Below are 23760 nucleotides of genomic sequence, written 5' to 3'. Positions count from 1 at the left end.
CCAAAACGTTCCAATCTGCAGGTGGCGGCCTATAGGCGGATCAACAATACTCATTAGACCGTTTTTTAATCAGCTAACTGGGTGATCTATGTCTGTTTACAGGGTTCTGAGTCTTGGAAGCGCCATAATCATCATCAGCGGTTGTCAGAGCTGGCAACTCGGCAGGCTGCCGCCCACAGCAGCTGTCCCCGATAAAATCACGCCGGGAATAGTCGAGGTTCGGTATTACGATGGCATTTCTGGGACATCACTTTCAAACCTTGTCAGCAGCGCTCAATTCCCGGACAACCCAGATGTCACCCAAGAATTAACCGAATTGCGTATCGCCGGCGGCCGAGGGGATAATTATGGCAGCTTCGTGCGTGGTTTTATTGTTCCGCAAACCACCGGCGATTATCGTTTTTTCATGACCGCCGACGACAACGCTGAGTTTGCCCTCAGCACCAGTGACCAGCCAGAAGACGTTCGAACCGTAACTTCAATACCAGGCTGGACTCGCGCAGATGAATACGGCAAGTATTCTTCTCAAACATCAGGGATCATCTCCCTCGATGCAGACAAACTCTATTACTTTGAGATAAGACACAAAGAAGGCAGTGGCGGTGATCATTTTTCGGTGGCTTGGGAGGGCCCCGGATTCGCCCAATCTGTGATTGGCAGTAGCTATATCGCAAGCTGGGCAGAAACCACAGAAGACACCTCCCAAAGCAGTGGTGAATCCTACAACCTTGGCTATCGCGTTGGCTTTGTTGATGGTCAGAACGGACTGGCGTTTAATCCTCAGTTCCCACCTGAAGATCAAGATCAAGACGGCTTATACGACAACTGGGAAATACTGAACGGCCTTGACCCTCAAAACCCGAATGACGGCACAAGCGATCCGGACGGTGACTTCCTGGTCAGTGCCGATGAGTTTTTGATAGGTACTCGGGAAAACAATCCCGATACCGACGGAGATGGCATTCCCGATGGCGCTGAATATGCATATGGCCTCAATCCACTAGATGACACCGATGCTTCCGAAGACATGGATGGTGATGGTTACTCCAATCTTGACGAACACATCGCCGGCACTTCGATAAACGACGCCGACGACACGCCCGCGCCCGCAGAGCCAACAGCGGTTGCCGGCTTCACCGCCCAATATTTTGAAGGCTCGGATTTCCAGCGTTTGGTTGCCGTAGAAGTACAGGAGTCCGTGGACTTCGACTGGAGTCGTGGCCAACCCAGACCTGATCTGCCTGACGACCGATTCAGCGTGCGCTGGAACGGTACCTTTACAGCGCCCCACAGCAGCGGATCCAACCAATATCGATTCACGGTTCGGACCAACGATGGCGTGCGTATGTATGCCGATGGCAACCTGGTGATCGACGACTGGACTGAACGACCAACCACCCAGTACTCCTATGATCAGTCACTTGACGCAGGCGAGCGCCTGAACCTGACCATCGAGTACTTCGAAGGGGTGGGCAGTGCGGTAGCTGAGTACTCAGCCACCAACCTGACCACAGGGCAAGCATTGTCTACGGCTGAAACTGTCTCTACTCTCGACAACACCGGTTCAAGCACACAAGACACCGACGGTGACCAAATCCCTGATACCTGGGAGCTACAGCATGGCCTGAGTCCATGGATTTCGGACGCTAATAGCGTCAATAATTCTGAGGGCCTGACCAACATTCAAGCCTATCAAAGTGCGTTGGACCCCTTCACTCTCGAGACCGCAGAAACTCCGGACTCGGGCTCTTCCTCCGGTGGCACCGATACAGGCGCTTCCAGCACACCTCCTGAAGTGCCGGAAGACCCTGCCATCAACTCGCTAACCCTGAGCTGGACCGCACCGTTAACTCGAATCGATGGTAGCTCTATATCGCTCAGTGAAATTGACTCTTACACCATTAATTATGGCCAGAGTTCGTCAAATCTTAATCAGACACAGGAAGTCAGCGGTGACCAAACGTCCTATACGTTTGAGAACCTCTCACTAGGCACTTGGTACTTTACAATTCAAGTAATAGATACCGCTGGTCTCAGCAGCCCACCCTCAGACGTTGTCTCAGGTGAGGTTCAATAACGCCTGAGCATTATCGCGATTGGCCGTTCGTTTCCGAGCGGTCAATCGTCCTTTTTTATTAAGACATCAAGTTGATGTTCAGCACGTTTTCGCAAGAGCGGCATCACGTTATCTAACACGTTTCGGCCATTGCACTGCTCACAAGACACGCCGAATGCCAACAACGACGCATCGGTGCGACCATTAAAGATACCGGGAATTTGCGCCAACTTTGCCCGTAGCTCATCGTTTTCCCAGCGGCCTTCAACGTAGTAACCATAAGCCACATAGAGCTGGGCGTCAGAGTGCCGCAGCCTCAATCGCATCCCCCGCAAACTAATCCCCTCACCCGCATCAACCTCGAACGTCTCCTCGGGTATAAACAACGCACGGTCAAACAGACGATTGTTATAGCTGATCAGCTCACCGCCTGGTCTTTGAAACGCATACACGTATAGACCACTGAACACCTCCAATCGTAAATCCTCAGTTTCTGATGCGGTTTCACGCGCCAAATAAACATCGACACGAGAAGCGTCCGGATTACGAACGATAGGTTCCCAGCCATCTAGTCTGGATTGGAAAAGCGGCAGCCATTGCTTACGTTCAAGTAACGGCTCCAGAGATGGGAACGCCTCTGCGTGCTCCTCTTGGTGCTGGCGCGAATCCAGACCAAGTACGGTTGCCGAAAACAAAACGAGTGGCCCAAATACCAGAATGGCAACCGGCATCAGCCCCGTCGTTATTCTTTCCGAGCCTTCAGCCTTGCCATGCGGCGCGAGAATGGGTTGATCTGTTCCCTCAAGCCATCGAGCAAAAAAGAATAGTGGCAACAGGGTTCCAGCGAACACCCACCAACCGAAAAAATCATGTTCATTAATAAGAGATGAAGTCATATTCGATTCGTAACCAATATAAATGATCACGAAAACCCGGATCCAGTTGGCCACCAATGCCAACAGAAGACCCGCAGCCATTAACGCTGCCCGAGTGCGAACTCGGGCATAGTTCAACTCGCCATAAAGAACGGAGAGCGTCAGGCCGACCAACAAATACCGCAATCCGGAGCAGCCATGTGCAATTTCAAAGGCCCCAACGCCAGGAAAGTAAACAAAAACGCCCTCGACATAGAATTCAATATTGAAGAAGGAGAGCAAGAAATCGTTTACCCAAACCGTGATAACTTGCAGAGGCCAGGACAGGTAGTCCCAGACAGGTATCGCAAAAGCTAAGAGCCCCAGCGGAAGGAAGAATGGCTTCGATTGCTCCCACCCCCAGATGAGTAACAAAGAGCCGATCACCAATGGAAGTATGGCGAGTTGTTGTACTGCCTCTATTAACAGGATTGATCCCGCAAAATAGACGAACGAAACAAGACCCAGTGGCAACAGCCAAAATGAGTAAACTCCCACACTTGGCCTCAACCGAACCCACTTTTTCAGTATTAGTGACAGGCTCACCGCCAGCACCATGAATCCATGGGAATAGGATTCATCAAACTTCAACCATCGATCGATTAATACGTCCAGTGTCGGCCAAAGACCAACAAACAAAATAACCACTACAGCTAAAGGAATCAGCCCATCGTAACGGGCCTGTAAATTCGAACGTTCCATGTTATTCCGTCTCAATGTTTAAGCCTGTATAGCAGCTTCAGCAGCCGACCACGCACTACCATCACAGAAACCATCGGCACCTCCCGATTGGCAAGGCGTCTTTTGTAATTTTCGTTCTTGCCCTCCCCCGCCAACAGATCAAAGCTGTCTACATCAGTAGCCGAGCACGCTGTTTCAATACAATAGCCCAAGTGAAGCGTGCCCAAGGCCAACTTCCGATGAAAACCTTCGATATAACCCGCTTGGATGTTATAGACCCTACCCTCATAGACCACATTGTACAGAAGCGACACATCCTCGTTATCACAGCATAGAACAGACAATTCCGGTCTTCCGCCTTCATCAACAATTCTGGATAAGAAACGTAAATGGAAATCGAGACTGCTGCTCCCGAAACAGGGTACCCCCCAACGACTCCTATGAAGCTCGTTTAAACGATGGAAAAAGTGCTCTACTTTATTCGGCCAGAAGTTCTCTAAAGTGATGTGCCCGCAACCATCAAGGACTTTACGACGGTTAAACAACCGCAAGCGGGTATTCGGTCCAAGGCTGGAGAGATAGTCATCAAACGTGATATCCGTCGCAATATGATAAGCGGTATCCTGATGGACGGTTCGAAACAACCAGCCACGCTCTCGACAAAGCTGGCGTAAACGATTTACGTGTGGCGTGGAATCTATAAGGTCGCGAAAAACGGCCTCGCTCCATGAAAGGCCTGACAGCTCACCTTTTGCATCCAAACCGTCATGAAACGATGTTAAATCGTTGTATTCGGTTCTCGGCGTGGAAATTCGCCGATAGTTGGTACCAACAAGTTGTAGGCAGCGAATCGGCACCACGCTTCGCCATCGATATTGGTCAAGGTACAGCCCTGAACGGCCACGCCCCCCTAGCATCACCAACTTGAACCCGGGGGTGCTCCCCCAGATTTCCCACCATGTCTTTTGCCAAGCGTTGCTCTGAAATAGGCTCACAACCCATATCGTCCATGAGTAAGTTACAGTGAACAAACAAACACACTCTACGGCTGCTCGCTTGTCAGAAATTCTTACACACCGCTTAAATCAACCGCATGTCCAGCAGAGTATCACACTGTTATTTTTGGTGAAGTTATAATCTGGCACTTATGATGCTGCGATCACCGAAAAGGAAGATTGAACGTTTCGGGAGATATCAAGCATGAGCTTTCTGAGCCGAGTAGTACCAGCCCGCAGTAGATTGCTAACGTATTTTCTTTTAATTCTGCTTAGCGCTTTAGCCAGTTTCCCGCTTCTTGCTGCTCCCAATATATTGGTCAGCGAATATCCTGCACGATCAGCACCCATACCATTGGCCGGGGCCGAACTTCATGGAATTCGTTATATCTTTATTTCGCCAGATACTGACGTCAAGCGCGTCGAGTTTCACCTCGACTCGGCACCGCCCTCTGGATCATTCAGTGTCGAGAACGTAAAACCTTTCGACTTTAACGGAACCGAAGCTAACGATTCCGCAAAGCCTTACGACACCAATTCAATAGACGACGGCCAGCACAGCATCTACGCCAGTATTCGGTACAACGACGGATCCACCGAGCTTGTATCCTCAGCGTTTACTGTATACAACTCAGCGCCCGCGCTAGCATTCAACCAATCCTCGGCGACGTTCTCAGCCCAAGAAGGAAGTACGGCCACCTCTTCCAAAACTGTGTCACTGCAGACCTCTGATTCAAACCCGGTATCTTTTACCCTATCCGACAATGCAGTCTGGCTTTCCATCACGCCAACCTCCGGCACGACACCTGAAAGCATCAGTCTGACGGCAGACCCCTCCGGCTTGCCTCCCGGGCAATACAGCGCTCAAGTAATAGCAGACAGCAACAATGCAAGCAGTGACAGCTTGCTTGTTACGTTAGATGTCGTGCCAGAATCGTCGAACACCTATGCATTGATGGCCAGCAACGCGCCGGATCGCTCTTCCGCCATCTCACTTCGCGGCGCTTCTTTAGCCGGTGACGTATATATTTTCGTTCCCGAGCAACCCGACATGACTCGCGTCCAGTTCTATATCGACAATCCTCAAAAGAGCGGCTCGCCAAACCAGACAGAAAGCGTCGCTCCGTATGACCTCGCAGGCACTGCATCTAATGATCAAGCCCTGGCATTCGATACGACTCAGCTAACTGACGACAGCCATACCGTGACAGCGGTGATCAGACTGAACGACGGGTCAACACACGAAGTTACGGAATTCTTTGATGTTTCCAACAACGCAGACTTTTTAGCGTTTGCTCCGTCGTCTTTAGCAGGCTCCAGACATGTTGATAACCCCGAACCGATTGTTTCGAGTAGTACACTTACCGACAGCGGCGATTCCGGCGCATTGTTCAATCTAACCTCGAGCGAAAGCTGGCTTTCTGGCATCGGTGATTCAGGCGCCACACCCGCCACGATAACGGTGACAGCAGACCCAACCGGCATGCCCGCAGGCACACACAACGCGACACTGACGGCTTCGGCCCCGGGCTATGAATCCGCAGTTGTTAATTACACTCTGACGATTACCGATGGCCCACAAGGGCTGCTAACTGCACCTGGCTCGCTATCATTTACAGCCGCTCCTGATTCAATACCGGCAAGTCAGACAATTTCCGTCAGCCACACGAGCAATCAAGCCACAGCATTTACGGTAAGCACCAATGAACTCTGGCTGTCGGCCTCTCCATCAAATGCCACCACTCCCGACGACATTTCGGTGTCGGTTGATACCAATGGCTTGGCATCAGGAAACTACAGTGGCTTGGTGACCCTCAGTCCAACCAACGGAGACCCGGCTGATGTGCCTGTGCAACTGACAGTCGCAAGTTCCGACAAATGTGCCCCGGTGCAATGCAGCGATGTTCGTGTAGACCTGCCGTACCAACTCAGCTTCACAGAAAGCCAAGGCTATTACATGGACAAAAATGGCTGGGGCACCGGCTTTACGTGGGTGGACAAGCCGACTGCTGGAACTGGTTACATTCAGGACAACTTGGAGATGTTTTTCTTGCAGGGTTACTTGGAGTTGACCACAACGTCCGGTCTAAATATCGAAGGTGTTAACTCTCTCGATAATACTATGGCGGTAGGCTTTGCCGCGCCCAACCAGATCACCCGGATCACCACTCAAATACTGGATGTTCCGCAAGGTACTGGCAAATATGAGCAAGCCGGACTCTGGTTCGGAAATGACGAAGACAACTACCTCAAGCTGGTGGCAGCCTCTACGCCCAGCGGGGCGATTATCCATTACTTACTCGAAGTAAATGGTCAAAAACTGATTGAGAAAAATGTTCCAACTGCGGGACTCGTTGGTTCGGATGCAAAATTCGGCCTTATCGTGAACCCATACTCTCGGAGCGTCGAGTTGAACTACAGCCTGAATGGTGGTTCAACCTACAAACTCGACACGATATATCCACCCGATGAGTTCTTCAGCTTTGACGCAGCCGGTATCGACCCGGAAATAGGCACCCGCAGTTTCACTGGCATTTTTGCAACGCACCGCCATGCGTCTGCACCCATGATCTATCGCTTCAACGAATTCACGCTGCAAGAGGGAGAAGCTCCATTAGCACCTAATTCCGGTGTCGATTTCATCAAGCATCAATACAACATCGATTACCCGACTTCGATGGTCTGGGGGCCGGATGACAGACTCTACGTGACCCAACTCTTCGGCACGATTCGAGCGCTTACCTTTGACGACGAACTCAACGTTATCAACGACGAAGTCATTAACGCTCTCGAGAATGACCTGGGCCCAAGACTGACCCTCGGTATCACGGTGTCGCCCTATTCTACTGCCAACGACATAGAACTGTGGGTCGCTCATAGCAGTCCCTCCATTGATAACGGCGAACCAAACTCCGGTATGGTAACCCGCATTGGCGGCCAAGGGTTCGGAACGGTTGAACACGTCATTACCGGCTTGCCCAGGGCGATCGCCAACCATTCGATTAACTCCATACACTTCGGCCCGGATGACAACCGCCTTTATATCGCCATCGGTGGCAATACCGGCGCAGGTGCACCGAATGAATCAAATTCCGAATTCGGCCAAATGCAAGAACAGCCTTTGAGCGCTGCTATTCTGGTAGCGGATGTGTTTTCTGCTAACTTTGATGGCTCCTGCAACAACACCAATGATCTGTTCGGGCCTCCACCTTGCGATGTCACCACCTACGCCACCGGCTTGCGCAATAGCTACGACTTCGCCTTCCATACGAACGGCAATATGTACGCGACCGACAATGGCCTTGGTGTAACCGGCACCTTTCCCCCTAGCCCGGAACCCCAGTGCCTTGGTTTGGCCAGCACGGCGAGCTATCAAAACGGTGGACATAACCCTGGCGCCCAACCCGACTTGTTGTTGCGTATCAAGCAAGGCGCTTATTATGGTCACCCTAACCCGCACCGCGACGAGTGCGTATTCAAAGACGGCTCCTACCAGAATGTTGCGCCGTTACCGAACTACGAGGAGCCAGCCTACCTCCTTGGCGAACACAAATCTGCGAACGCCATTATTGAATACCAAGGCGGGCAAGGTTGCGTTGGCGATTATCTGAATGGTCAATTACTGATTACCAACTATTCAGTGGGCGACGATATATTCCGAGTTAAACTCGACAGCACAGGCAATTACGGCGTCGAAGGTAGCCCTCTGATAACCGGCTTTAACGACCCTCTTCCAATGACCAGGTCACCCTCCGGCAACCTGTTTGTCGGAGAGTTCGGTGGAGGCAACCTCACATCCCTGAAACCCGTAAGCCTAGGCTGCTGGGAGTCCAAGGCACCAGCGCCCATCGCAGTACTGGATGCCTCCGGAGCAACCATTGAGGGTAAGTTCTATGCCGTAGGTGGAAAAAACAACAGCGGGCACCTAAATACTCTACTCATTTACGACCCAGGTACAGATGTCTGGAGCCAAGGGGCGCCACTCCCAGGCGCCGGCGTTGAAAACCCGGCGGTTACAGCTTACAACGGCAAGCTATACGTATTTGGCGGATCAACAGCGCCATTCTCAGGCGCAGTGGCCAATACTTCTGTGTACGACCCATCCTCCAACACTTGGGCAACGCTTTCTGACATGCCAACCGCTAAAGGTGGCGCTACGGCTCAGACTCTTAACGGCACCATCTACATCATTGGCGGCATGGGGTCTGCAGGCAATTCACTTAATTCGGTGGAAATCTTCAACCCTCTGTCCAACACATGGCAACTTGGCCAACCACTAACGTATGTTCGTGACAATCCTGGTTCGGCAGTAACCGACGGTAAGATCTACGTCTTTGGCGGCCGTCATCGCGAAGCTAACGGCAATACAATTGAGGGCGCCATGAAAACCGTCGAAATGTACGACCCCGCAACGGGCAGCTGGACAAACATGGTCCCAATGCCAACCGGCAGACGCACCATGAGCGTGGGTGTCATCGGAGGAAAAATCCAGGTAGCGGGTGGCGAATTGAATGCAAACAACACCAGTGGGGTCTTTGAGCAAAATGAAGAATACGATCCTGCGACCAATACATGGCGCCCTTTAACAAATGTTCCAACCCCAAAACATGGCGCAGCGGCTGCGACGATCAATGACACGCTGTACATAATGGGCGGTGGCGCAACGGCTGGCTCATCGTATACCAGTTCTATGGAAGCCCTGAGATATTAAATTCAGAGAACACTCAGAGGTACTGACTGTATTGCCTATCGAACACCCATGAAACTGGCTATACTTTAGGCAACACAACATCCTCTGAAGTGGCAAGGACGCAAATGCCAAAAGCTTCAATCATTGTCCCCGCGTTTAACGCGGGGCAATATATCAGCAAGACGCTAGATTCGATCCTGAACCAGTCGTGTCAGGATTTCGAAATCATCATCATTGACGATGGATCGTCTGACGATACCGCCCGACTTATCCATCAGTATAAAGAACCCAGAATCCGCTACTATCACCAGGCCAATAGCGGTAAACCCGCTATTCCCAGAAACCGAGCGATAAAAAAAGCTCGGGGTGAATTCATCTTTATATTCGATTCAGATGACATCATGCTGCCAGGTAAGCTGGCTAAAACCATAGAGTGTATGAAAAATGCGCCGCACGCCGGGCTCGCATTTACAGGATTTGCCTGTATAGATGAGCAGGATGCTGTCATCAACCCCGATTTTCTCTCACCGTACCAAACTCTCCATAGCCTCGAGAAAACCGAAGTAGCCGGCGATGCCTTTCTGATCAAAGCGCGAGACGCCCTGAAAGGCTTAGCAATTTCAAACTACATAGGCACGTCTGGAGTGGCCATTCGGCGAAGTGTTTTCGACAATGTGGGGGGGTTCGATGAGGACGTGCGCAATTCGGACGACTACCTTATGTGGCAGGCTGTCGCTAGCCGTTACGACTTTCTCTATATCCCCTCCATTTTTCATCACTACCGTGTACGGCAAGGCAGCATATCGCTCCGTAGCATTGAGGACCGGGCACCGGGTCTGATTGCCTGCACAGAGAAAATGATGCAGTACCACAAGGGCGACCCAATATCGCTTAATCACCTGAAACACAGAATTGGGCGATTCCATTTTGAAGTTGGCTACTCCCATTTCAAACAACAGCAGCTGCCGCAAGCCCGCAATGCATTGATTAAAGCGCTCATCAAACGCAAAGACCGAAAAAGCATGTTCTACTTATTGCTGGCCTGCCTTCCACCCTTCGTCCTAAACCAACTCAAACAGTTAAAAGCATCAGGTAGCAGCAGCTAACGTGTCGACCGCCATCGAACTTCTAAAAGGATCCGTAACAAGGGTTTCTCAAACCTTTGTGAGCATCATCGTCGCGTTCTTCATGATGCCGTTCCTGATTCATGAACTCGGCGACCATTGGTACGGCATCTGGACGGTGGTCGGCAGTCTGGCCGCGGCCTATCACCTTTTTGATATGGGCATGGCCAGCGCGGTAACCCGCTACGTCAGTCGTGCCTTTGGGACCAATGACGACCGGCAAGCCAACATCACCATCAATACCGCACTTGCCATTTATATTGCCATCGCGCTCGTGATTATCCTCGTGAGCATCGCCGCCAGTTTCGTTAGCCGAGGGTTTATCGATAACGACGCCGATAAAGATATTATCCAATGGCTTGTTCTGATCATCGGCGTGTCGGTAGCCTTAGAGTTTCCCTTTAACGCCCTGGCTGGGGTTGCCAACGCAAAGCTCCGATTTCATCACGTCGCCCTCGTTCGAATTGTCATGACTCTGTTAGGGGCAGGACTGACCTGGTGGTTCATATCCAATGGCTATGGCATTGTCACGCTAGCAGTCATCACGTTCTGTACTGCCAGAATATCCAATATTCTTTATTACCTGATCTGTAAATCGGCCTTCCCCGCTCTAAAGCTTTCCCGGTCTCTGGCATCCCGAGAAAACAGTAAAGAACTGTTCAAATACAGTATTTGGTCGTTTGTCATTGCCATTGCTTACCAAATGCGGAACAACGTCGACAATTTTGTTATTGCCGGTTTCCTTTCTGCTGCGAGTGTAACCCCCTATGCGATCGGTTTGCGCCTAGTGGATTATGTCGCTCAGTTTCTCAGCCAGGCCACCAACATGTTCGTGCCCATTTTCACGGCCTACCACACTAAAGAAGACACTCGCGAGCTGCACTCAAAACTACTATTTATCACACGCCTCAATCTTGTACTGGCTCTGATTGCCGGCGGCGGGTTAGTGATATTCGGCGATGCCTTTATCAATCGCTGGATGGGACCAAGTTACTCAGAAGCCTATTGGGTGATGGTGATATTGCTAATTGGGCGCATGATTGGTTTCGCTAACCACCCTCTGAATTCCGCCATGTATGCCGCGAACAAACACAGCATCGTGGCGAAAATTGATGTAGTAGAGGTGGGTCTTAACTTGACCTTAAGCCTGATTTTAGTTCGATATTATGGATTGATTGGAGTTTCTCTCGGCACCATGATACCGCTGCTCGCGCTCCGTCTGTTCGTTCTTCCAGCACTTGCTTGTCGTGCTATCGAAATGCCGGTGAAAGACTATTACGTTTGTCTGATTCGTCCAATAACAGCTACAACCTTGCCTCTCGTAGGCATGTACCTATGGGTACATAACAGTGTAAAGCCAGAGAGCTACAGTCAGATCTTCGCCCTTGCAGCACTCATGACGGCAGTCACTGCGGCGACGGGGATAAAGCTTGGTTTTTCAGCTCTAGAAAAAAGCGAACTTCGCAAAGTCATTCCAGGGCGTCGACTCAAGCTATTCCTCTAAGTACAGATCAAACCGAAACCAAGATAACCTTAGCGCAATGACAAATTGTCAGGATAAAAAAGATGGAACATACACCCAATCCCAAACCGCTCGTTTCCATTGTGATCGCAGCTTACAACGCTTCGGAATATATCCGTGAAACGTTGGACAGCATCTTGGAACAAACCTACGGGAACCTTGAAATCATCGTTGTTGATGATGGTTCTACAGATAACACAGCTGCCATTGTAAAGGCATACATACCGCGGGTTAACTACTATTACCAAAAAAACAGTGGTAGTTGTGCATCCCCTCGAAATACAGGATTAGGAAAAATAAAGGGAGATTTTGTTACTTTCTTTGATGCTGACGACATCATGCTGCCCGAAAAAATTGAGATGCAAATAGTAGCATTATTAGCCAACCCCGAAGCCGTAATGAGTATTATTAACTACCGAAATTTCAAGGGTAATGAGCGTACCGTGGACCACTTCTCCAACTGTCCTATTTTTTCTTCGTATGTAGGGCGTAATCAGAGTAAAACTTTCGCGCTACTCTCTGAGGAGTGTAGGCGTATCATGATTGATGAAAATTTCACCATCGCGTCTTCGCCAGTTTTCCGGTCTGAATACCTGAAGCAGGAGCAAGGCTTCGATGAGACCTTAACTGCCTGTGAAGATTTCCATTTAATTTACCGCGTAGCGATTCATGGTCAGGTCATAATTCATCCTGATATAGGATTTGAACGCCGACTACATGACCAAAATATGAGTAGCGATAATGAACGAATGTTAAAAAACTTAGTAAAGAGCAGGTCCTCTCTACGTATGATCGAAAAAAACAATCAGTTTAGTAGGTTCTTAAATATCAGAGTCAGACAATACCTAAGAAAGTTACAATCATGCCTAATTACCAAAGGCGAGATAATATCAGCACTCAAATTATACAGGAAAACATTTCCGCCAAAATCTATTGATGACTTACGGCACGACATTAAACAATTTATTAAAATTTCTATAACTTTCAATTCGAAAAACTTATGATCTAAAGTTAATTGGCTACCGGGTCGTTATATAAAACAATCACTATATTACTTGGAGATTTTTAATAAATTATCACTTCACCTAAAGCCGATTTATTTTTCTTGCCAACTGAAACACCTCAGGCTTCTCCGAACCTAACTGAATATGGCTTTCCTGGACACAAATTTTATTTTTAACAATCGATAAAACAACAACAGACAGACCACCAAAGAAATACCATTCATAACTTTTCAAACCGTAGCTAGCAAAACTAAATAAAAAATTCATTAAAAGCCAAACTTGCATTGCCTCTAAGCAACGATAAACAAAATCAGATCTATATAGATTTTTTTTGACCAAACACCCTGCTTGCAGAAAATTTTTGACCATTGATTTCAAATAAAAAATAAACAAAAGAAGCCCTATAGCACCAATTTCTTGCCAAACCTCGGCCCATAAAATATGCGAAACCCTATCGATTCCCGCAACATTCCAATTAGCTTCCCTTGAAGTCCCAAGCCCATGACCTATGAGAGGTCGATTCATGGCAACTTTTAAATCAACAAACCAGCCATCTATTCGACCATCAGCGGTTCCAGACTGCTGCGCTTCATCACTAACAATCGAAAAATACCTATCCTTCTGAACATCATTCAAATTAGCATATATAAGAAAAACAGAAAAAATACCTACAATAACAAGCAGGAACTTGTGAGAACTTTTTATCCAAACCCCAAGAGCAATGATACACAATGCAATAATTCCAGATCTCGAGAGCGTCAGAGCCATCGCATATAATAAAATAGGCATCAAAAAAATATAAACAGAAAACATGAAACGATTAATAGGCGCCATGACATAATGCAAAAAAGGAATCACTGTCGCTATAATAAAGGCTAGACCATTGGGGTTTACCACATCTGATGGAGCACCAGATAGCCTACCAGCAAACTCTCCGTCACCCAAATAGGTCGCAGACCCAAGATATCCAGAAGTAACATTTAGAACCAATGGTTCTATAACACGTAGTAAATTACATAAAACAAAGACGAAAACCGTCAACTTCAAACGCTTTTCACTAACAACCAAACTAACTGTAAAGAAATAAAAAATAGCCCCTTTTATAAACAAAACTATACCATTATTTATTACCGAACCAGGCCAATGAACGAAAGGTAATGTCAAAATTGCAAAACAAAATATATAAAACAAATATCTTGAAGAATCATCAAAATTAGACTTCAAGCGAGACCTATTCAAAAAAATCAAAAAACAAATAATTGATACGATAATAAAATCCATCCTTATGGAACCTAGGATAGATATTCGTGCTGGCAAATGAAGAAAAAAACTAACCAAATAAAATAAATATAAATAAAATGCCACACTAGTTTTACTATCCACTTGGTCAGCGTAAAATTTCAATCTCGATTCGCTTTTCAAACGATTACAACCCCGCAGAAAATTCTAAAGAACAGGTAATTAAGCCACAATCACAAAATAACCTCTCCAAAGACACTCTATCATTATTAATCGGAAAAGCCTTTAAAACAACATTTCCTTCGAAAAAAAACAAAAACAAAAACAAACACAAACACAAACACAAACACAAACACAAACACAAACACAAACACAAACATCAATATAACGTTTCGGAATAAGCGGTAAATCAAAATTTGGAATAAAATTTACCGAAAAATAAAATATAGTTATATCAATATGAAACTAAAGTTTCCCTGCTTCTTTAACTTGGACTACAATTCTCCTAGGATCATCGATCAAACGACCGAAGACCTAAAGCTCAAGGAGCCAACATAATGAAAACGTCAACGTTGAAATTCTCTACATTTCCTTTAATTATCACATCAACTTTTTGTTTTCATAGTATTTTGGCCGTAGGAGCTCCAAATATTCAGAACGTCTCCGGTGAACTTCAACATGGTAGCTCCCTTACTATTCGAGGTGAAGGATTTGGAGAATCCCAAGCAGCTAAACACATGCTTTGGGATACCGTTGATAACCAACCCGAATTTGAAGCCCTTAATAGTGGAGCTGACGTGCCTACTGATAGAGGCCCCTGGGAACGAAACGGAAGCCCATGGGCTAAACCGGTCACGTTATATCGTGGTAACGATCAGCGGCATCAACACTCCAGCGCCAACTACTTAGGACTAGAAAAAGCTTTCCTTGGTGTGCCCAGCGCATTTTCAGACAGTACGAATAAAAATATTTATGTTAGCTGGTGGTTCAAACCCAGCGGTGACATTAATGAATTTGGAGGCGCAAACAAGCTTATTAGAATTTGGGATTCATTAGACGGTAAAGATACAAGGATCTCATGGACTCAAGCACTATTAGGTGCATATAAAGACGGTAGCGAGTGGGATAGTTGGGCTGGAAAAGCAGGTGTTTGGAATAGACTTGAAATATTTGCAAATGGCGAAAAAGGAACAATTAAAGCATGGACAAACGGAAAAATAATTCACTCAGTAAGTGACTTCGAAAAGTCCACTATACAAGATGGTTTAACTGTGTGGCTGATTGGGTTTGATCCTAACTATGATGTTTACGAATCACTTGAAATAAAAATGGATGATATTTTTATTTCAAGTTCTCCAGAGCGAATTGAGTTGTCAACAAGTCAGTATTGGTCAGAAGCAGGGAACAAGAAAGAAATTCAACCTTTTGTTTCTTGGAACGACAATGAGATCTCGGCCAAACTAAATCTTGGACAATTTGACAAAAATGATGATTTGTATATTTATGTTGTAACGAAAGACGAATCTGTAAACGAAAATGGCATAAGGTTAAATAATGAGCCATGCACAAAATGCCCAAGTAGTCCATCAAGCATAGAGATAGAATAAACAGAAAATGAAACTCTGACGAGTTTAATTAATTGAAATAAAATTATATATTTCTCTTTTGTAACTTTTGATAAGTCCAACCGCCCGTGCCACCAAGTACAAATAATTTAAAATGAAAACTTGAAAAAATAGCAAAAAACTAAATCTTGCACTTGCCCGCCGATATCTATAAATGGAGAGCATCATTGCGATGCCTCCGCCAATGACAATAGCCGTTAACCCGACTTTTAAATTAGAAAATAAAGAAACCAAAAATACTAGCAATGACACCAAAAACAAATTAGCTAAGATAAACACTGGATCAAGGCCAGACTTTCGCGTCCTAACATAGTCCGAAGCTTGCCATACCTGCCTCTCATAAAATGATCTAAGAGTTAAGGGATATCCTAAATGAATCACGCGAATAGCTGATGAAAGAATTAGATTTTTATTATTAACAATTATCTCTTTAGATATTTCAGTATCCTCCCCTGCCCTTACCGTTTCATTAAAACCTCCAACTTCCTCAAAAGTGTCCTTAGTGATAAAAAAGCTTCCGGTAGCTAGAATTTTCACATAGGTAGCTTCTATATAAGGCCTATTAATTACCCAGGCTCTTTCCACCCAAGACGCTGAAGGTCCTATGTCACACCCGCCGCCAACAGCGCCAATATCACTCTCTAAATATAATAACGACACGCCTGACTGTATCCAATTTTTTGGAGCTAAACAATCAGCATCGATGTACGCTAGAATATCACCTTTCGCAACCCTCGCTCCCGCGTTCCTCACTCCACCAATCAATAATCCAGAAGCATCAATTACAGACACACCAAGCTCTGTCGCAATTTGAGCTGTCCGATCAGTGGAACCATTATCCATCACTATAACTTCGTAACGTTCTTTAGGGTAATTTTGTTCATTAATACTTAAAATACATCTAGATATATTTTTATCTTCATTAAAAGCAGGAATTAGTATTGAAACAAATGGCAACATAACAACTACCGTATGATGTTTTCACATAATAATATTAAGAGCTTCCACTTAAGCCTGGTTTGTAAAAACTTTTTACTGGCCTAAATTTCCCATTATTTTCTTTTTTTAAACAATCAACTTCAAACACGTTAATTGACAAAGAGCATCCTATCCTCTCAGCGGCCTCAGATAGAATAAGTTCTCGGTGGGTAGTAGTATATCCTTGATCAGGAACAACATAAATATCCACGCTGCCATCAATTTTCTGCACAACTTGCGATGACTTTATATTTTTGTCACTCCGAAAAATAGGACTAAGGCGACCTATCTTTCTGCCATCTTTGGTATAAATCAAATCATCCGTTCTCCCCTCTAACTCAGTGATTTTCGGAAAACTTGGATAGAGCACGTCATTCATCTCAGAAATCAGGACGCTGTCACCTACTCGATATCGGATTAAAGGCATCGCTTCATTTATCAAGCTAGTGGCTACCAATTCACCAGAACCTGTATTACGTATTATCCCAGAACCATGGTCTCTTACCTCAATCACAGAATGCTCAGGATGGAACAGCATAGAGCCAGACTTGCACTGTGATGCAAAGAATGCCATTTCAGTACAACCATATTGGTCAACAACAACACAATTAAATGCTTTTTCAATAACTTCCCTTTGATACGGCATTAGTGTTTCAGCAGTGGTCATCACTATTTTTAACTGTATCGGATTTAGATTCTGACGCATAATATATAGAGCCAAAAAATAGATACTCGAAGCATAACCAAATATCTCTTCAGGTTTAAATTTATTTAATTCTCTATAATAAAACTCCATATTTTCTTCAGACAAATGATAGGACGACATTATTAAATTTTTCTGTACTGCATCATATCTCCAATAAGGAGGCGTCTTTTGCTTCCCACTTACGACTACCCGCCCCAAAAATGTCGCTCTCTTGCTTCTTTTATTGATACCATACCAACTTCTAACTCGAGTAAAGAATGCATAGTGAAAAGTTCTGGTTTTTTGATCACAATATATCTTCAATGGAGTTCCAGTACTACCACTTGTGCTTAGCTCTATTAATTTCCTATCTCTATGTCTATCCGATATAAATGAACCTGGTGATTCTTGAATTTGTTTTTTCTCAATCACAGGGAAGTATTTTAGATCCTTAATAGATTTAAAATCATCCAGCTCAACATTATTTCGTTTTGCCCAATCTCTATAAAAAGGAACATATCGAATTGACAATTTAGCAATATAAAGAAACTTCTTATCTTGATAATCCCTCATCTGTTCTTGGCTATAATATTGAGAAACATTCAGGCATTTATCAAACTTCCTTGACCCAAAACCATATCTCTGCCTATATATCCCTATTCCATATATGCTAACTAAAATATTTTGAACTGATACCGGAAGTGACAGATAAAGATTTTGAATATTTTTTTTCATTTTACATCCAAAAGTTATGCCATAACCTATATGTTAAATTTTTCAATGACATACGTCATACCGAAAAGATGTTTTTCAAATTGGTAATCCTGACTACTTGCTGGATACCTATTAATAGACCACCTATTAACGAGCGGCTCAACCCCATAATATGCAGAGACGCCATAATTATATCCTGCTTTTCTTACACAACATTCAATTTCAACAGTTATATCTCTTTCCAAACCGTTAGGATAACAAAATACGTTTGATTCTATACCCAGAACCTCGTTTATTTTATCCCTAGATTTACTTAATTCCGATTTCAACTGAGTCCAATTCAGATTTACAAGGCTAGGGTGATTGACTGAATGACTTTCAACATTTAACCCAAACCTCATCATTTCTTTTATATCGTCCCAACTCACTGGCCTGAACATGGATGGTGCCTTTCTAGGGAGGGATAAGCCTAACTTTATGTATAGTTCCTCAATCATACTTAATCTATCTTCCTGCCCCAACGACAATCCATAATCTGCAATCTTACTCCAACATTCATTTTTATTTTTGACGAAATTTAAATCTTCATCTATCCCGCTAATTCTAATTTTTTCATTATCACTTGCATTCTCAATCGCGAATTTTATCTGATCCGGCCACAACCAAATATCACCATTTACAAATCCGGTGGTAATAAACAAAGTTGCTGGTATTCCTTCTTCTTTCATAACCGGAAATGCATAGTCCCCAAAATCACTATAGCCATCATCAAACGTTACCGCGACCGCATGCCTCGGGGTGATTCCCTTCTCATGCAGCTCGATCAACTTCGACAAAGAGATCGGATTAAACGATTTTTTTATCAACTTCATCTGCTTACGAAACTGATCCACAGAAATGGTGCCAGGGGCCCCGTCTGGAGAGATGCGGTGGTACATCAGGATGCGGGGGTGATTACGTGCAAGGAATCGCGCGGCCTGTAAAATCCCGAAAGGCCTCGCTACCTTGTATATGAAATAGTTCAATGTCATTGTCTATCCCTCGACTTGACCATAGCTTTATACTCGCCGGATCATCAGCTTAATCAGGCTTTTCCAGCCACGCAGGTAAGATATGTCGTATTTCAAGCCTGTGAAGATGTCTGATAACGGCTCCGAGATCGATTTCTCCGCACTAGCAATGGCCATTCCTCGGCCAATATACATGTCAGCCCAAGCACGCGAGGCCAGGCGCGCCGAGACTTTGGTTGGATTTGCTTTGATAAACTTCCTAAGAATACGAAACGCATTCTCGTATCGGCCCCGATAGTTTTTAGACATCTGTCCCGACCATATTCGGTATATGTAGGTCACCTCTGGGCAATAGCTGAACTCCCAATCAACCGAGTATCTCAGCCAAAGATCCCAATCAATCCCCATCGGTAATTCCTCGTCGAAATATCCATTTCGCTCTAGGCACTTACGACGAATCACCGAGGTTCCAAAAGGTATGAAATTCGAGATAACCAATGCATCCGTTACATTGCCGCTGTAACGAGTATAAGGAGCCTCTTTCTCAATGGGAGTGGTGTGCTGGTCGATGTACGAAACCTCACTGTAGACGACCCCAACCCTTGGGTTCTCGAACTTCGGCATCTGAACCTCAAGCTTGTTGTTAACCCATAGGTCGTCCGCGTCGCAAAAGGCGATGAAATCACCACGCGCTTCTTTGAGTCCTCGATTCTTAGCTTTGGGTTGGCCGCGATTTTCGGTTCGGACATAGCGCACACGAGCGTCGTGTTCGAATGTTGCCATACGTGCTTCTGTTTCATCTTCAGAGCCATCATCTATCACAACAACTTCGAGGTTACTCCAGGTTTGGTCAAGCACGGAAGCCACCGCAGCCGGCAAATATTGATCGGTGTTGTAGGTAGCAATGACTACTGAAACCAATGGCTGATCGCTCATTCGGTAACCCTGCATATTGAGAACCGGTATTTACCGGATGCCTCTTGAGGAATGTCTTTTACATCATTGATGCTGAGATCCACGCTTTCCCCAAAAACTTCTCGCATAGCTTCCACCAGATCTATGTCAGTCTCTTCCGTATAGTCAGAGTCTTTAACCCGGTTAATCGTCACCTCGTCGAGCTGCTCTTGTATCAACTGCATTTGCTCTATCCCGGGCACTTTGGTCAGCGTGCGTTCTACCAGCGAAATACCCGCAACCTGGCCGCCACCCGGCAGCCGCAAAAAGTCGGCAACTCGTCCTTCAAGTTTCTCCAGCAATGGAAATCCTCGGCCACATTCGCAAACGCGGTCGCTGTAAACGCCAACATCCTCAACTCGGTATCGTATGAGTGGCATGGCGAAATTGTTGAGGTCCGTTACCACGATCTTACCCGGGTCGCCGGGGGCCACAGGGTTATCGTTTGCATCCAAAAATTCCAAGTAAACGTGCGGCACATTAATGTGCATGCCTCTATGCTGTTCACACTCGCAGGCGATTAGGCCCACTTCTTCGCAGCCGTAGCGGTTCGTGACGTGGCAATCAAATGCTTTCTCAATCGTTGCCCGTTCGTGGTCTAACAGCATCATGGATGTCGCAACGATGCCCTGTGGTCGTAAATCGGTGATGCTTTCCTGTAGAAGGTATTTCGCAAATATGTAGATCGAATGCGCATGGCCAAACACGGCCCCGGGTTTTTCTTTTCGCCACCGCGCAACGAACGAACTCATGGACTGGTTATTCAAGTCCATGGTGTCCAGGTATATGGTTCGATCGAGAAGGTTGTGGCGTAGCTTCTGTTTAACGCTTTCGGGTACCGGTGGGTTTCCCCACACTGATGCCCTTTTCATGCCGAGATCCCAGCCAGACCACCGGTCCGCCATTAGCTGGGCTGCATTTCTTTTTTCCTGGCAGGTTCCATCAAAATAGAGGTTTAAGGAAACGCCGGTTGACCCGCCGGTCTTAGCCGAAACCAAGGCCTGTTTTTCAAACTGATCACTGATGAATTGATCACCGCCATTACGGATATCCTGTTTTGTCGTCACGGGTATCCGTTCAATATCAGTTAATGCTCTGATACCCGAGGCTTTAAGCCCGTGCTGTTTGAAGATTTCCCGGTAATAGGGACTGTGTTCCTCGGCATAACTCAATAGCGTTTTCATCCGGTTTAGTTGGAGGCGACGCAGGTCGTCTTGTGACCACCACTGCTGTTTTTCAAGCTGCCGCCATTTCACCAGCCTCTCACTGCCATCTTTTAGATCCCAGGCGGGATAGAAAATGTATTTAGACAGTGCGCTCATCATCATTGAATAACCTTTGGTTGAACCGATTCATAGAGCCCGATGTACTCATCTAACATGGCATTCACGTCGTATCTGTCCGCCACTTTCTCTGCCCCTATGCGCCCCATACGCACTCTTAATTCAGGTTGTTCTATGAGTTTTCTGAGCTTTTCAGCTAAACCTGAGATGTCTCCCACATCCACCAAGTAGCCATTTTCTCCGTCCTCCACAATTTCCGGATTGCCGCCGGTACGAGTGCAAACCACGGGCTTTTTACAGCGCATGTATTCAATGATGGCGTTTGAGAATCCTTCTGTTTCCGAACACAAAACCGCGATATCGAAGTGTTCTATAAACGTCTCCGGCTCCAGCTGAGAGCCTAGAAACTGGGTAGCATCTCGGATGCCAAGCTCAACAGCCAACTGTTCATATGGCCCGGGATCTCCGCCCCCTACAATATTTAAGCTAGTTCGCAAGCCCGCCGTTCTCAACTCAGCGACCGCTTTGATTAAATCGTCAATTCGTTTGATCGGCCTCAGGTTAGCAACCACACCAATAACTACAGGTTTGTTGTCATCGTGTTCAGAATCAATGACGGATCCTTGGATGCTTGCGGGCGGGTAACCGTTATAAATGACTTGAATTTTTTCCGGTGGAATTGCCTCTGACGACGCGGTGATCTCCGCAACTGCTTTGCTGTTACACACGGCAGCGGAGACAAAGCGGCCCGTCAACGCTAGCGCCTGCATGTACTTTTTGTTGTACCAAAAGCCCATATCACGTCGGGAAATAATGGTTTTCAAACCGGCCACGCGCATAGTTGGCGGGCATAGCACGGAGGCATCGTTAAAAAAAACATGAACCAAATGGAATCCAAGCTTCTTCAGTTGTCGGCCATATCGATAGGTTTTTAGCCAATTTTGGGGGTTTGAGATCGAGCTGACATCCAGCTCCTCGATCGTGACGGGGAACTCACCACTACGGCTAAATTCGGTTCCCCTGAACACTGCGAAGCGTACCTCCCAGCCTCGCTCAACAAGCCCCGAAACCAACTTAAGTACCTGGCTTTCAGTACCCGCATAGGGATTGTTATATTGGTCCATTATGATGCTGAGCTTCATCCTAGGGCCTGCTGATAAACGGATGAATATCGCCGTGTCATTGCATCGGATGAATAGTCCGCTTGCACGCGCTCACGGGACCAAGCCTTGGCTTCATCCATTGCCTCTGGATTAGACATCACGGTGTTGAGGCCCTCGAACAATGCGGCATCGTCTTCTGGGGGAAGGATCGCGCCGCCTTGAGCAGAGCCTTGTACCTTACCTAAAACCCGGCCTATCTCCCCGACATCGGTTGCTAAAATGGGCACGCCCACTGCCATAGCTTCAAGCAAGGTGATCGGTAGCCCTTCTGTACGCGATGGCATACAAATGATATCTGCCAGAGCCATTAGTGCAGGCACTTCGTTGTAGTACCCCGGTAGCAACAGACTGGATGACAGGTTTAGCTCTTTCGCCTGGCGCTCCAGTGTGGTCCGCATAGCGCCCTCGCCGATTATGATCAGTCCTGCGTTGGGGTAACTTTCGCGCAATCGACTGAACACCCTGATTAAAGACTCAAACCCCTTCTCCGGCGACAGCCGCCCTACTCCCAGAACCACCGGCGAATGTTTTCCAAAAAACTCTGTAAAAACCCCGTCAATCGGCTTTTGTGCCTTTATTCGAACGGCTTCTATATCCAAGCCGTTTGGTATGACGGCTACCTTCCCGGACTCGGCAACTGCCTTGGGTATCTGCTGCTTCATGGCGTCGGACACCAGCACCACGGCTCTCATCTGGTTTAACGCCAAACGATCCACGCTCTCGTATAGCCAGGATTTGGTGAACCGTGGTGCTTTGATGTAGCCGTGCAGAGTCGTGATTAAAGGGAGGGAACGAATCGATTCCGGCCACAGGCCCATCAGCACGTTGAACTTATAGCCATGAGAATGCAGCAACTGAAAGCCGTCGCTCTTTGCCCAGCGGATGATCTTTCGGGCTTCAGTCCGATTGAAACCCGGCTTCATGCGCCATGGAGTAACAGGCAACCCCAGGCGCTTGGCTTCGGCTTCGATTGGTTTCTCTGGGTGGCCCGGCTCTCCGGCACTGAGGATCATTGGCGCCAGTCCCTGTTTGATTTGTTCAGCCACGAGCGTCAGCAACATTTTTTCCGCACCATAAAGGCCGCCGCTATCAATCAAATGCAACACCCTGATTGACATAGTGG

16 protein-coding genes are annotated in these 23760 nt (G+C 46.7%); 6 read left to right on the top strand and 10 right to left on the bottom strand.

Annotated elements, in window-relative coordinates:
• Positions 1-88 precede the first annotated feature (88 nt).
• Positions 89-2077: a PA14 domain-containing protein gene (locus tag VOI14_RS04300; protein ID WP_323750794.1), complete on the top strand. Its 1989-nt coding sequence runs from the start codon at positions 89-91 to the stop codon at positions 2075-2077.
• A 41-nt stretch (positions 2078-2118) separates the two neighbouring features.
• On the opposite strand, the gene xrt is transcribed toward VOI14_RS04300, so the two are convergent.
• Positions 2119-3672: an exosortase gene (xrt, locus tag VOI14_RS04295; protein WP_323750793.1), complete on the bottom strand. Its 1554-nt coding sequence runs from the start codon at positions 3670-3672 to the stop codon at positions 2119-2121.
• Between the two features lie 11 nt (positions 3673-3683).
• Positions 3684-4646, bottom strand: a complete 963-nt coding sequence (locus VOI14_RS04290; RefSeq protein WP_323750792.1) for a GNAT family N-acetyltransferase — start codon at positions 4644-4646, stop codon at positions 3684-3686.
• Between the two features lie 205 nt (positions 4647-4851).
• On the opposite strand from VOI14_RS04290, the gene VOI14_RS04285 reads away from it, so the two are divergent.
• The 4 genes from VOI14_RS04285 to VOI14_RS04270 all read left to right on the top strand — a co-directional run bounded on the left by VOI14_RS04285 (position 4852) and on the right by VOI14_RS04270 (position 12986).
• The gene (locus tag VOI14_RS04285) at positions 4852-9357 is read left to right on the top strand and encodes a kelch repeat-containing protein (RefSeq protein ID WP_323750791.1); all 4506 of its coding nucleotides are present in this window, start codon (positions 4852-4854) and stop codon (positions 9355-9357) included.
• Between the two features lie 104 nt (positions 9358-9461).
• Positions 9462-10442 (top strand): glycosyltransferase family A protein, encoded by a 981-nt coding sequence (locus VOI14_RS04280; RefSeq protein ID WP_323750790.1) that lies wholly within the window; start codon positions 9462-9464, stop codon positions 10440-10442.
• 1 nt (position 10443) lies between these two features.
• A complete protein-coding gene (locus tag VOI14_RS04275; protein ID WP_323750789.1) occupies positions 10444-11964 on the top strand; it encodes a lipopolysaccharide biosynthesis protein in 1521 nt (506 codons plus the stop codon).
• Positions 11965-12026: 62 nt separating this feature from the next.
• The gene (locus VOI14_RS04270; protein ID WP_323750788.1) at positions 12027-12986 is read left to right on the top strand and encodes a glycosyltransferase family 2 protein; all 960 of its coding nucleotides are present in this window, start codon (positions 12027-12029) and stop codon (positions 12984-12986) included.
• Positions 12987-13067: 81 nt separating this feature from the next.
• Here VOI14_RS04270 and VOI14_RS04265 read toward each other — a convergent pair whose 3' ends face one another.
• Entirely contained in the window at positions 13068-14267 is a 1200-nt protein-coding gene (locus VOI14_RS04265) for an O-antigen ligase family protein (protein ID WP_323750787.1), read from the bottom strand.
• 515 nt (positions 14268-14782) lie between these two features.
• Between VOI14_RS04265 and VOI14_RS04260 the strand changes: the two genes are divergently transcribed.
• On the top strand, positions 14783-15832 hold the full coding sequence (locus tag VOI14_RS04260; RefSeq protein WP_323750786.1) for a hypothetical protein: 1050 nt from the start codon (positions 14783-14785) through the stop codon (positions 15830-15832).
• Positions 15833-15856: 24 nt separating this feature from the next.
• Here the strand turns inward: VOI14_RS04260 and VOI14_RS04255 are convergent, their stop codons facing one another.
• The 7 genes from VOI14_RS04255 to VOI14_RS04225 are packed head-to-tail and all read right to left on the bottom strand — an operon-like array spanning position 15857 to position 23755.
• Positions 15857-16810, bottom strand: a complete 954-nt coding sequence (locus VOI14_RS04255; RefSeq protein WP_323750785.1) for a glycosyltransferase — start codon at positions 16808-16810, stop codon at positions 15857-15859.
• Between the two features lie 34 nt (positions 16811-16844).
• Positions 16845-18248 (bottom strand): hypothetical protein, encoded by a 1404-nt coding sequence (locus VOI14_RS04250; protein WP_323750784.1) that lies wholly within the window; start codon positions 18246-18248, stop codon positions 16845-16847.
• 26 nt (positions 18249-18274) lie between these two features.
• On the bottom strand, positions 18275-19258 hold the full coding sequence (locus tag VOI14_RS04245) for a polysaccharide deacetylase family protein (RefSeq protein WP_323750783.1): 984 nt from the start codon (positions 19256-19258) through the stop codon (positions 18275-18277).
• A 27-nt stretch (positions 19259-19285) separates the two neighbouring features.
• The gene (locus VOI14_RS04240; RefSeq protein ID WP_323750782.1) at positions 19286-20173 is read right to left on the bottom strand and encodes a glycosyltransferase family 2 protein; all 888 of its coding nucleotides are present in this window, start codon (positions 20171-20173) and stop codon (positions 19286-19288) included.
• Positions 20170-21519 carry a hypothetical protein gene (locus VOI14_RS04235; protein ID WP_323750780.1) on the bottom strand — a complete coding sequence of 450 codons (1350 nt, stop codon included), beginning with the start codon at positions 21517-21519 and terminating at the stop codon, positions 20170-20172. Before VOI14_RS04235 ends, VOI14_RS04240 begins: the two co-directional genes overlap by 4 nt.
• Positions 21516-22616 (bottom strand): glycosyltransferase family 4 protein, encoded by a 1101-nt coding sequence (locus VOI14_RS04230; protein WP_323750779.1) that lies wholly within the window; start codon positions 22614-22616, stop codon positions 21516-21518. The genes VOI14_RS04235 and VOI14_RS04230 overlap by 4 nt, the downstream gene beginning before the upstream one ends.
• Positions 22613-23755: a glycosyltransferase gene (locus VOI14_RS04225; protein ID WP_323750778.1), complete on the bottom strand. Its 1143-nt coding sequence runs from the start codon at positions 23753-23755 to the stop codon at positions 22613-22615. Before VOI14_RS04225 ends, VOI14_RS04230 begins: the two co-directional genes overlap by 4 nt.
• Between the last annotated feature and the right edge of the window lie 5 nt (positions 23756-23760).

Source organism: Marinobacter sp., from assembly GCF_034669625.1.
Classification (GTDB): domain Bacteria; phylum Pseudomonadota; class Gammaproteobacteria; order Pseudomonadales; family Oleiphilaceae; genus Marinobacter.
The sequence above is the reverse complement of the archived record's forward strand: the minus strand, read 5'-3'. Positions and strand labels throughout refer to the sequence as shown.

Coding starts and splice junctions, on each gene's coding strand:
- VOI14_RS04245 (WP_323750783.1), bottom strand. CDS start 19,258: ATGACATTGAACTATTTCATATACAAGGTAGCGAGGCCTTTCGGGATT.
- VOI14_RS04285 (WP_323750791.1), top strand. CDS start 4,852: ATGAGCTTTCTGAGCCGAGTAGTACCAGCCCGCAGTAGATTGCTAACG.
- VOI14_RS04250 (WP_323750784.1), bottom strand. CDS start 18,248: ATGAAAAAAAATATTCAAAATCTTTATCTGTCACTTCCGGTATCAGTT.
- VOI14_RS04260 (WP_323750786.1), top strand. CDS start 14,783: ATGAAAACGTCAACGTTGAAATTCTCTACATTTCCTTTAATTATCACA.
- VOI14_RS04255 (WP_323750785.1), bottom strand. CDS start 16,810: ATGTTGCCATTTGTTTCAATACTAATTCCTGCTTTTAATGAAGATAAA.
- VOI14_RS04270 (WP_323750788.1), top strand. CDS start 12,027: ATGGAACATACACCCAATCCCAAACCGCTCGTTTCCATTGTGATCGCA.
- VOI14_RS04265 (WP_323750787.1), bottom strand. CDS start 14,267: ATGGATTTTATTATCGTATCAATTATTTGTTTTTTGATTTTTTTGAAT.
- VOI14_RS04280 (WP_323750790.1), top strand. CDS start 9,462: ATGCCAAAAGCTTCAATCATTGTCCCCGCGTTTAACGCGGGGCAATAT.
- VOI14_RS04230 (WP_323750779.1), bottom strand. CDS start 22,616: ATGAAGCTCAGCATCATAATGGACCAATATAACAATCCCTATGCGGGT.
- xrt (WP_323750793.1), bottom strand. CDS start 3,672: ATGGAACGTTCGAATTTACAGGCCCGTTACGATGGGCTGATTCCTTTA.
- VOI14_RS04300 (WP_323750794.1), top strand. CDS start 89: ATGTCTGTTTACAGGGTTCTGAGTCTTGGAAGCGCCATAATCATCATC.
- VOI14_RS04235 (WP_323750780.1), bottom strand. CDS start 21,519: ATGATGATGAGCGCACTGTCTAAATACATTTTCTATCCCGCCTGGGAT.
- VOI14_RS04225 (WP_323750778.1), bottom strand. CDS start 23,755: ATGTCAATCAGGGTGTTGCATTTGATTGATAGCGGCGGCCTTTATGGT.
- VOI14_RS04240 (WP_323750782.1), bottom strand. CDS start 20,173: ATGAGCGATCAGCCATTGGTTTCAGTAGTCATTGCTACCTACAACACC.